The sequence below is a fragment of the Pseudoalteromonas sp. bablab_jr011 genome (genome assembly GCF_016464045.1).
GTDB classification, from domain to species: domain Bacteria; phylum Pseudomonadota; class Gammaproteobacteria; order Enterobacterales; family Alteromonadaceae; genus Pseudoalteromonas; species Pseudoalteromonas lipolytica.
Genome location: NZ_JACDWU010000067.1, coordinates 1 through 10,085, shown reverse-complemented (window position 1 = coordinate 10,085; position 10,085 = coordinate 1). Strand labels below are relative to the sequence as shown.

Annotated in this window: 10 protein-coding genes; 9 read left to right on the top strand and 1 reads right to left on the bottom strand. The window is 41.5% G+C overall.

Features of this window, described 5'->3' with window-relative positions; translation table 11 throughout:
- Positions 1-204 precede the first annotated feature (204 nt).
- Positions 205-558 carry a DUF3147 family protein gene (locus JIG41_RS01875; RefSeq protein ID WP_199524189.1) on the bottom strand — a complete coding sequence of 118 codons (354 nt, stop codon included), beginning with the start codon at positions 556-558 and terminating at the stop codon, positions 205-207.
- Between the two features lie 85 nt (positions 559-643).
- Here JIG41_RS01875 and JIG41_RS01870 point away from each other — a divergent pair, with 85 nt between their 5' ends.
- The 9 genes from JIG41_RS01870 to JIG41_RS01830 all read left to right on the top strand — a co-directional run bounded on the left by JIG41_RS01870 (position 644) and on the right by JIG41_RS01830 (position 9,834).
- Positions 644-1,027 (top strand): BlaI/MecI/CopY family transcriptional regulator, encoded by a 384-nt coding sequence (locus JIG41_RS01870; protein WP_028834938.1) that lies wholly within the window; start codon positions 644-646, stop codon positions 1,025-1,027.
- 2 nt (positions 1,028-1,029) lie between these two features.
- Positions 1,030-2,019, top strand: coding sequence for a M56 family metallopeptidase (locus tag JIG41_RS01865; protein WP_199524188.1), 990 nt, complete (start codon positions 1,030-1,032; stop codon positions 2,017-2,019).
- A gap of 13 nt (positions 2,020-2,032) precedes the next feature.
- Positions 2,033-3,358: a TolC family protein gene (locus JIG41_RS01860; RefSeq protein WP_199524187.1), complete on the top strand. Its 1,326-nt coding sequence runs from the start codon at positions 2,033-2,035 to the stop codon at positions 3,356-3,358.
- A gap of 16 nt (positions 3,359-3,374) precedes the next feature.
- Positions 3,375-4,607, top strand: coding sequence for an efflux RND transporter periplasmic adaptor subunit (locus JIG41_RS01855; RefSeq protein ID WP_063704496.1), 1,233 nt, complete (start codon positions 3,375-3,377; stop codon positions 4,605-4,607).
- A gap of 10 nt (positions 4,608-4,617) precedes the next feature.
- Positions 4,618-7,761 carry an efflux RND transporter permease subunit gene (locus JIG41_RS01850; RefSeq protein ID WP_199524186.1) on the top strand — a complete coding sequence of 1,048 codons (3,144 nt, stop codon included), beginning with the start codon at positions 4,618-4,620 and terminating at the stop codon, positions 7,759-7,761.
- Positions 7,751-8,446 (top strand): HupE/UreJ family protein, encoded by a 696-nt coding sequence (locus JIG41_RS01845; RefSeq protein ID WP_062566916.1) that lies wholly within the window; start codon positions 7,751-7,753, stop codon positions 8,444-8,446. Before JIG41_RS01850 ends, JIG41_RS01845 begins: the two co-directional genes overlap by 11 nt.
- A gap of 43 nt (positions 8,447-8,489) precedes the next feature.
- Positions 8,490-9,014: a hypothetical protein gene (locus JIG41_RS01840; protein ID WP_063704080.1), complete on the top strand. Its 525-nt coding sequence runs from the start codon at positions 8,490-8,492 to the stop codon at positions 9,012-9,014.
- Positions 9,015-9,055: 41 nt separating this feature from the next.
- Positions 9,056-9,388 (top strand): DUF6488 family protein, encoded by a 333-nt coding sequence (locus tag JIG41_RS01835; RefSeq protein ID WP_199524185.1) that lies wholly within the window; start codon positions 9,056-9,058, stop codon positions 9,386-9,388.
- Between the two features lie 194 nt (positions 9,389-9,582).
- Positions 9,583-9,834 carry a hypothetical protein gene (locus JIG41_RS01830; RefSeq protein ID WP_062566981.1) on the top strand — a complete coding sequence of 84 codons (252 nt, stop codon included), beginning with the start codon at positions 9,583-9,585 and terminating at the stop codon, positions 9,832-9,834.
- Positions 9,835-10,085 lie beyond the last annotated feature (251 nt).

Sequence of the window (10,085 nt, the reverse complement as noted above, 5' to 3'; positions counted from 1 at the left end):
TCCCGATTGGCGCATACCAACCTTCGTTACATTGTCAGAGCCGCTACTTTATTCAGGCTCCTAGGATCATCTGGTGATACAGATGGTTCACTCATTAAGCGGTGAACAGCGCTTCATACGACTTCACGTCGCACGCCCCATTACGCGTTAACGTAAATACTCTAATGGCAGCTGTGGGGTGAACAAAGGACCTTGCTGTTAACCTCAAGGAAGCAAATCTATTCCAAACAGCTTCAGCAATAAAGAAAACAGCCAAAAGCAAATTACAGTTATTAATGAGCTGATGAGTAACGATAGCCAAAAACTGTAGCGCTGCATCAGTATGGGGAAAAGTAAAAACATGGGCAATGTGGGAAGTACATACCAAAAAGTGTACCAAGCATGATTGGCTATTTTCTCTGACGGCTGCTTTTCAACATATAACCAAATCATGGCTAAAATTGTGACTGTCGGTAAGGCCACTATGAGTGCGCCTAGTTTATCATTTCGTTTTGCTAGCTCCGATGCCGCGACAATGACCGTAGCGGTGATCAAATACTTAGTTATTAGCCAACCCATATAATGTCCTTAAATGAAAAAAACCGATTGCCTATCGGTTTTTGTTGTGACAATATAGCCAACGAATTAAATAGAGTAAAGTGTTATGCAGTTAGGTGAACTAGAAAAGTTAGTGCTTCAACATTTCTGGAATGTGAAAGAAGCGGATGCAAAGCAAGTACATAAAGTACTGGGGTTAGCTCGTGGTAATTCGTTAAATACTATCCAAAGTACGCTTGATAGGTTATTTAAAAAAGAATTACTTAAACGCACTAAACAAGGCCATGCGTATTGTTATTCAGCCAGAGTAGATCGTGAAGGCTTAATTGCTCAACTTATTTCAAATGTAACCAGTGACTTTGTTGATGATGGTGAAAATAGCTTAATTGCGGCGTTCAGTTCTGCTTCGGCACAGCTTAATGACGAACAACTCGATACATTAGAAAAAATGATCGAGAAACAACGCCAGCTTAGAAAGGAGCGGGCTTAATTATGTTAGTTGGAGATATGGCAATCGTTCTAAATTTGCTCAGTGTTTCAGTGCTTGCATTTGTGATCGGTATTGCAACTGTTGCTGTCGTATCTCGTTTTGTGTTGTTCAGACTCAAACAAGTCAGTTTTAATAGTCAAAAGTTTATATTGTGGTCACTAGTGAGTGCACCTTGGTGGATAGCCTTTTCTTGTATTAGTTACTTTATGCCTTACTCGTTAGGGTTTGATAAAGTTTTTAACATAAGCTGGTTCGAAGATTTTGCCCATTGGCACCATATCGATATTTTTAGCTTTTCAAGTTGGCACGCGTTAACCCTACTTTTAGCACTAATCTATTTAGCTTGGCGCGTAACTAAGACTACTTTTGCTAGAACCAAACAGTCCATCGCATTATCGAGTTTACTAAGCTTTACTGATGCACAAGATGCTAGGACGACTAATGGCAATCAATATTTATTGATGCCTGTTAAAGTGCCTGTTGCCTTTACTACAGGTTTTATATCTCCCAAGATATATGTATCAACCGGACTACAAACCCAAGTTAGCGATGAACAACTTAATATTATAGTTAATCATGAACAGGCTCATGTAACGGCAAGAGACCCGTTATTTAAAGTGCTTTTCACGGCACTTGCCAGCTTCTATCCGTCACGTATAAAACAAACCCTAATCGAGCAATATGTCTTAATGACGGAAAAGATAGCCGACAATGAGGTCACTAAAGAATACGACCATCTTGATATCGCACAGACATTAATTGATGTCGCTAGACTTCAAAAAGCACTTCCTACGGATTGCGATCAGGCGTCTGTTAGCTACTTCGGACATGATTACACGAGTCTTCGTGTTGAGGGGTTATTGAATCCAATTAATAAACCGTCACTTACTACTATCATCATTACTCTAGCATTATTGGCAACTATGCCAGTACTAGCGGCATCCACTGTCGATAGTTTTCATCACTTTATCGAAACTTTTTTCATCCATTAATTAAGGATATGGAATGAGATTTAATCTTTATAAAAGCAACAGAAAAAAACCGATCGGCAATCGGTTTTTGGCTGTTGGTCTAGTTTTAACAACGGGGGCTGGTTTAGTAACATCAACTCCCTTTTTGGCTAATGCGCAAATCCAGCAGCAATTACAGTCATCACATCAGGTTATAAATTTAAGCAAGGCTGTGACTATGACTCTACAAAGTCATCCTGAGCTAAAAGCCTTGATAGCTCAAGAAGCTGTGTGGCAAGGTAATATCGAGCAAGCTGGCATTGGAGAGCGTCCTCAAATAGGTTTAATGATTGAAGATGCGTTAGGGACAGGTGAGCATAGCGCATTACAAAGTATGCAATCAACGCTCACATACTCTTGGTTGCTTCAACAAGATCAAATTGATGGCAGAGTTAATGCGGCAAAAAGCCAAGCAAATGCAGTAATAGTAGAGCAAAAAATAAAAGCCCTCGATTTATCTGCGATTGTTGCTAAACAGTTTGTTGAAATATTGATAAAGCAAGAGCGCTTGAAGCTCAATCAATTAGCGGTATCTCAGGCACAGGAAGTGGTTGACGCTATTGTCAAAAGAGTAAAAGCAGGCAAAAGTTCTAATGTCGAAATGCGCTTGGCTCAAGCTGAGTTGGTTCGAAGAAATCTAGCTGTTGAAGATTTAGAGCACGAATTAAAAGCCAGCCATTATCAACTGTCATCCTTATGGGGTAAGCCTCAGGCTGAGCTTAAGTTAACGGGAAATTTAATGCTAAAGCCGGAAATTCCATCTGTAGAAAGCCAGCTAAACAAGCTTAAGCAAATCCCGCAAATACAGCAGTTCGCTAATGAACAACGTATCGCCCAGTCTCAAATGGAACTTGCACGTATTGAAGCCAAACCTCAGTGGCAATTCACTGCTGGACTAAGACGATATGAAACGACCGATGATTTTGGTTTAGTGGCGGGTGTCTCTATTCCTTGGGGAAGTGAAAATAGAAATGCAGGAACAATGGCTGCCTTACGCGCAAAACAAGATGTTCTGGCAAGTCAGCAACAAGCCCTAATGCAGAAACTCGATGCGCAGCTCTATGTGCTATTGCAAGAAATGGCACATTCCCATCATGTCATTGAAACGATTCAATTAGAAATAATTCCCGTACTAGAAAACGCGTTGACGGAAGCCGGTCAAGCATTTGATATCGGTAAGCTTAGCTACAACCAGTGGAGTGATATACGTAGAGAGCTGCTCAGCGCCCAAAATCAGTTACTTGATGCTTATCAATCTTTGCATTTACAACATATTGAAATTCAACGCCTAACTGGCGTGTCCGTTAGTGATAGCGAGTAAAACCATGAGTAAACTTATGAAAAATAAAAATATTCTGTCTTCATTAAGCTTGGCGATTATTATCTCATTCACAGGTGTCGTCGCACCTAATGCTATTGCAGCATCAACACCTGCGGCAGAGCAAGCTGAACCAGAGAAAGGTCCACACCGTGGGCGCATGTTACGAGATGGTGATTTTGCCATTGAACTCTCTATTTTTGAAACTGGTGTGCCACCAGAGTTTCGTGTTTGGGCGACAAATGATGGACAACCCATAGACCCAAAGAATGTCGATTTAAACGTAAAATTAATTCGCCTAGGCGATGGCACTGATGATATTAACTTCAATGCTCAAGGTGACTTTCTTCGCGGTGATATGGTGATTTATGAGCCTCACTCTTTTGTTGTTGCCATTGAAGCAACTTATCAGGGTAAAAAGTACAATTGGCGATATGACAACTTCGAGGGTCGCACCACAATTGAACAGGCAGTTGCCGATGCAATGGAAATCAACACTGAAATCGCAGGCCCTGCGACAATTCATCAAACCATACCCGCTTATGGAAAATTAAGTTTACCTGTGGACGCTAAGCGAAACATTGCTGCGCGTTTCGATGGTGAAATCACCAAATTACACGTAAATTTCGGTGAAATCGTTAAAAAAGGGCAAACGCTATTCACAGTAGAAAGTAATGAAAGTCTTAAGCCCTACGTTATTAAAGCGCCTATTAACGGTGTTATTACCCAGTTGTTCGCAAACGCGGGTGAGCAAACCAATGGTAAAACCTTACTCACCATTACCAATTTTAATCGCCATATTGCCAAATTAGCGGTTTATCCTTCGGATTATTCCAAGGTTAAACTGGAAACGCCAGTATCGTTAAACGTTGAAGGTCATGAGGAAAGCTTTGCAGGTAAGGTGTCATTTATTGAGCCTAGCGTGAGAGATGATCAGGCAAGAATTGTTTGGGTCGAATTAGAAGATAGTAACCTTGCCGAAGGAAATTTTGTAAAAGCTGACATTGAAGTTGCAACCATTGATGTGCCACTGGCTGTAAAGCGTGTTGGCTTACAAGGTTTTAGAGACTTTACTGTTGTTTACGCCAAAGTGGGTGAGCAGTATGAAGTTCGTATGCTTGAGTTGGGCCGCGCTGGAGGCGAATGGATTGAAGTATTAGGTGGCCTAAAAGCGGGAACCGAATACGTGACCGACAATAGCTATATTTTAAAAGCCGACATTGAAAAGTCTGGCGCATCACACGATCACTAGGAGCGTATAAATGTTGGAGTCAATTTTACGCTTTTCAATAAAGCGCAAATTCCTTGTTATGGTGATGGTGTTAGCTGTGTCAGGTTTGGGGATATGGAATTTTACCAAACTACCGATTGATGCAGTGCCCGATATCACCAATGTACAGGTAATGATCAATACCGAAGCGGCAGGGTTTACGCCATTAGAAGTTGAGCAAAGGGTAACTTTTCCGTTAGAGACCGCGTTGTCGGGTTTACCGGGGTTAACCTATACCCGCTCAGTTTCTCGTTATGGTCTATCTCAAGTTGTTGCAATATTCAGTGATGATACTGATGTCTATTTTGCCCGTCAGCTTGTTAATGAGCGTTTATCAGCTGCACGAGCTGAATTACCGCAGGGCTTAGAGCCTCAACTTGGGCCAATTGCGACAGGTCTTGGTGAAATATTCATGTTCACCGTTGATGCTGAGCCTGATGCTACGCATGCTGATGGTACGCCTATTACACCAACGGATTTACGAACCGTACATGACTGGACAATAAGACCACAGTTAATGCGGGTGCCGGGTGTAGTAGAAGTGAACCCGATAGGCGGATTTGAGCGTGAAATATTAGTCGCTTTCAAACCTGAAAAGTTACTTGCTTTTGGGCTGTCACAAGCCGATGTGGTTGATGCAATTTCGCAAAACAACCAAAACCAAGGTGCAGGCTTTATTGAGCAAAATGGCGCACAGTGGTTGTTAAGGCTGCCCGGTCAGGTTACTGATATGACTGCCATTGGTAATATTCCGCTTAAGTCGCTTGATGGTTCATCAATTTATATAAAAGACGTAGCCGATATTGAAAACGGCAAAGGGCTAAGAACTGGTGCTGCTACACAAAATGGTCGTGAAGTGGTAATGAGTACGGTGTTCATGCTTATTGGTGAAAACAGCCGCACCGTTGCCCATGCCGTGGGAGAAAAGCTCAAAGAAATTAACGCCACTTTACCAGAAGGGATTGTCGCAACCGCTGTTTATGATCGCACTAAATTAGTTGATAAAACCCTGCAAACGGTTCAGCTTAACCTGACCGAAGGGGCGGTTCTGGTTATCGTTGTACTTTTTGTCTTGTTAGGGAATTTCCGAGCAGCATTCTTAACGGCCTTAGTGATCCCTTTTGCCATGTTGATGACAGTGACAGGTATGGTACAAACTCGCGTGAGTGCAAACCTGATGAGTTTAGGCGCGTTAGATTTTGGCTTGTTAGTCGATGGTGCCATTATCATTGTAGAGAATTGTCTTCGCAGGCTAAGTCAAGCAGGAAACAATCCTCTGCCGCTAAAAGAACGCATGGAACTCGTGTTCGAAGCAACAAAAGAAGTTATACGCCCAGCTCTATTTGGCGTGTTTATTATCACCGCTGTTTACTTACCAATTTTTGCCTTAGAAGGCGTTGAAGGCAAAATGTTCCACCCGATGGCGATCACCGTGGTTATCGCGTTACTTAGTGCTATGGTGTTATCGGTTACCTTTGTACCAGCTATGGTTGCCTTGTTATTTAAAAAGCCCGTGAAAGAAAAACATAGCCCAATAATTCGTGGTGCTGCTGTTCTTTACAAGCCCGCTTTGAGCTATGTATTAAAAGCCCGCTGGTTAGTTGTTGTAGTCGCAACAGTATTAGTTGGCTTTACAGGTTATCAGGCAACTAAGTTAGGCAGTGAATTTGCGCCTAATTTGGATGAAGGTGATATTGCCATGCACGCGCTGCGAATTCCGGGTACGTCATTGTCTCAAGCAATCGCGCTTCAGGAATCTTTAGAAGATAAAATTAAACAAATGCCAGAAGTTGAACGCGTCTTTGCCAAAATAGGCACTGCCGACGTTGCAACAGATGCCGTTCCGCCAAGTGTCGCAGATAACTTCATTATCCTGAAACCTCGCGAGTTGTGGCCTGATCCAGATAAGACAAAAACTCAAGTTGTAGAAGAGTTAGCCGCGCTAGTGCAGCCAATTCCGGGGAACCGATATGAGTTTTTACAGCCAATACAAATGCGTTTTAACGAATTGTTAGCTGGGGTGAGAGCTGAACTTGCGATAAAAGTGTTTGGTGATGACTTTGATACGTTGACTACGTTAGGCAGTGAGATAGAGGGGGCAATTTCTCAAGTTGAAGGTGCCGTAGATATACAAGTTGAGCAAACGACAGGGTTACCTATGCTTAATCTTGTGCCAAATCGTGAAAAACTGATGCAGTTTGGTATTAGTATTAGCCAAGTACAGTCTCAAGTGGCAACAGCTATGGGTGGTACAGTTGCAGGTAAGTTTTATCAAGGCGATGTGCGCTCAGATATTGTAGTAAGGCTCACAGAGTCCAAACGTAATGATATCGATTCAATACCTTATTTACCGATAACTTTGGCTGATGGACATACAGTACCACTTAAAGAATTGGTTGATATTGAGCTGATATCGGGTGCTAACCAAATAAATCGTGAAAATGGTAAACGTAGAGTGGTAGTAACTGCCAATGTTCGTGGTAGGGACTTAGGTAGTTTTGTTGCAGACATACAAGCAGCTATTAATGAAAACGTTGAAGTACCTGCTGGTTATTGGGTGGAATATGGCGGCACTTACCAAAAACTGCAATCCGCTTCAGAGCGTCTGAGTATCGTTGTTCCTGTCACTTTAATCATGATTGTTGGTTTGTTAATCCTCGCGCTTAACTCATTTAAAGATGCCATGATCATCTTTACGGGTGTTCCACTTGCATTAACTGGTGGTATTGCTGCGCTGTTATTACGTGATATTCCATTCTCAATTTCGGCAGCAGTTGGTTTTATTGCCTTATCGGGCATCGCTATCCTTAATGGACTGGTTATGGTGTCGTTTATTAGAGAGCTGCGTAAAGGTGGCTTAGCACTTGATAATGCAATCTTTGATGGTGCGCTGACGCGTCTTCGCCCTGTGTTAACAACCGCACTGGTTGCTTCATTAGGTTTTATTCCTATGGCGTTAAACACAGGCATAGGATCGGAGGTTCAGCGACCTCTGGCAACAGTAGTCATTGGTGGCATTATTTCGTCAACGATTTTGACTCTGTTTGTCATTCCTGCCTTATACAGAATTTTACATAAAGAAAAGGAGTCTATTTTGACTGATGTTGAAGTATTGGAGTCTCAAGATGCCAAGTAACATGATTAAAGTACTGACCTATCTGACGATTGCGCTGTTAGCGCTTCTCAGTATCGAAGCTTTTGCTCACGGAGTCGATGATAAAACCAGAGCATTTTTAGAGCAAAATAATGGAGTACAGTTTATCCCGTTTTTATATATAGGCGCTAAGCATATGATAACGGGCTATGACCACTTGCTGTTTTTAGTCGGTGTTATCTTCTTTTTATATCGTAGCCGTGACGTACTGTTGTACGTCACCATGTTTACTATTGGGCATAGTACAACCCTGTTATTTGGTGTGTTAAGTGACATACAAGTCAACGCTTATTTAATTGATGCCATAATCGGTTTCTCCGTAATTTATAAGGGCTTCGATAATCTAGGAGGCTTTAAGCGTTGCTTTAATTGGCAGCCTAATACCCAGTGGGCGGTGCTGATTTTCGGTCTGTTTCATGGCTTTGGTTTAGCTACCAAATTACAAGAATTTAGCCTAGCTGATGAAGGTCTTATTACCAACCTGATTGCTTTTAACTTAGGTGTTGAACTTGGTCAATTTGCTGCGCTCGCACTTATTTTGATCATGATAAATGCATGGAGAAAACTGCCGTCATTTCAACGTTTTTCGACAGTCACGAATACTGCACTAATGAGTGCTGGTGTGATGTTGATGGGCTTACAACTTACTGGTTACTTCACTATTTAATCGATTTTTAACTTATAGAAATACAGAAATAAAAGAGAATTTTATGCAACATACAGTTAGTACCAAAACACTCGTTAAAGCGAGTATTTCAGCAGTCGTTGTCGCGGCTATTGCACTGGTTACCTTTATCTTACCAGCAGAGTACAACATCGATCCGACAGGTATTGGCAACAAGTTAGGTTTAACAGAACTTGCACAAGCGGTTGAAATGGAAACAACGTCATTAGAGACAACTAAAGGCACGGATGAGTTTCAAACAATAGAAGTGACAGTCCCTGCGGGACGCGGCATCGAATATAAATTTTATATGAAGCAGCATGAAAAAATGTCTTATGAATGGTTAACCGATGGTGCTCCATTGTACTTCGATTTACATGGTGAGCCTGAAGGTGACACAACGGGATATTTTGAAAGCTATGCTATTGCTACAACTAATGAAATGAAAGGCAGCTATACCACGCCATTTGCTGGTTCTCATGGTTGGTATTGGAAAAACAAATCAGATAAACCAGTGTCAGTACAGCTACTGGTCAAAGGGCAATACGAAGTTATTGGCCTTAAACAATAACGAATTTAACTTTACGAATTTCATACCAAATGGAGATTAAAATGAACAAACTAATATCAATCGTTGCGCTTTGTGGTGCCTTGCTAACTAGTAATGTACATGCACATGGAGATCATGGTGTCATCAGCGGTCAGAAAGCTGTTAGCATCGCTGCAACACATATTCAAAAGATGACGTTTAAAGACGCTGGCTTTGAAGTCGGTAAGTTAGATGAGTCATGGAAAAATATTGATAAGTCGCAACTTTCGATTGCTAGCGTTGAAGACAATTTCTATGTAGTTAGTGCATCTAATGCTAGCAACGAAGATAAGCTTTACTTCCAAATTGCAATAAACGGTCAAGTATTAGCGGTTAAAAATAAAAACGACTTTTAATCAATTAAAAGGCACCTTTTGATACATGCATGAGGTGCCTTTGTTTTGTATCAAGTACGCTTATGACACAGAGCCACTGGTCGGCTCTAACTCGCCTTTGCCCCATTGCGTGTTTCAGGACAAACCTTACGCTGTAGCTAATAACTCAGTAAGCTATAACTTATCTAATCTCATTTTGAATGGAAATACGAGTTGTGAGCAAAAAACGGTTATCTGAAAAAGAACTGGTCGAGGGGACGATCCCCCATACTACGCATAGTGATGAACTAGCCGAGGTAAAATTGGATGAGTTGGGCCTTGAAATTTCTAAAAGTGATTACAAGGCCGTGTTGAAGCGAATTGAATCACTGTTTGATGCAGCCGAACCCGGAACTCCTGAAGGTGACGAGCTCGAAAGGCTCGTTGCATGGGTTGAAGAATATGAGGAAAAACACTTCCCCATTTAATAACTGCAACGCATTTTTGCAGCAGAACAAATAACAGTTGGCTTTGCTCCTGTGTCGCTATTTTAGCCAACAATTATTTGCCTCTGCTCTGAATGAGGAGTTACTAATGTCTGCTCATGGCACAGACTGTGTGAAAACTCTGATCACCTTTTGGTCTAAGTATGTTCTGCTTATGATCTATTAATCTATACATTTAGTTCACTTAATATACTGATATTTATATAATTAGACTATTGATTCAGTTGAGGGTT

Coding starts and splice junctions, on each gene's coding strand:
- JIG41_RS01875 (WP_199524189.1), bottom strand. CDS start 558: ATGGGTTGGCTAATAACTAAGTATTTGATCACCGCTACGGTCATTGTC.
- JIG41_RS01870 (WP_028834938.1), top strand. CDS start 644: ATGCAGTTAGGTGAACTAGAAAAGTTAGTGCTTCAACATTTCTGGAAT.
- JIG41_RS01865 (WP_199524188.1), top strand. CDS start 1,030: ATGTTAGTTGGAGATATGGCAATCGTTCTAAATTTGCTCAGTGTTTCA.
- JIG41_RS01860 (WP_199524187.1), top strand. CDS start 2,033: ATGAGATTTAATCTTTATAAAAGCAACAGAAAAAAACCGATCGGCAAT.
- JIG41_RS01855 (WP_063704496.1), top strand. CDS start 3,375: ATGAAAAATAAAAATATTCTGTCTTCATTAAGCTTGGCGATTATTATC.
- JIG41_RS01850 (WP_199524186.1), top strand. CDS start 4,618: ATGTTGGAGTCAATTTTACGCTTTTCAATAAAGCGCAAATTCCTTGTT.
- JIG41_RS01845 (WP_062566916.1), top strand. CDS start 7,751: ATGCCAAGTAACATGATTAAAGTACTGACCTATCTGACGATTGCGCTG.
- JIG41_RS01840 (WP_063704080.1), top strand. CDS start 8,490: ATGCAACATACAGTTAGTACCAAAACACTCGTTAAAGCGAGTATTTCA.
- JIG41_RS01835 (WP_199524185.1), top strand. CDS start 9,056: ATGAACAAACTAATATCAATCGTTGCGCTTTGTGGTGCCTTGCTAACT.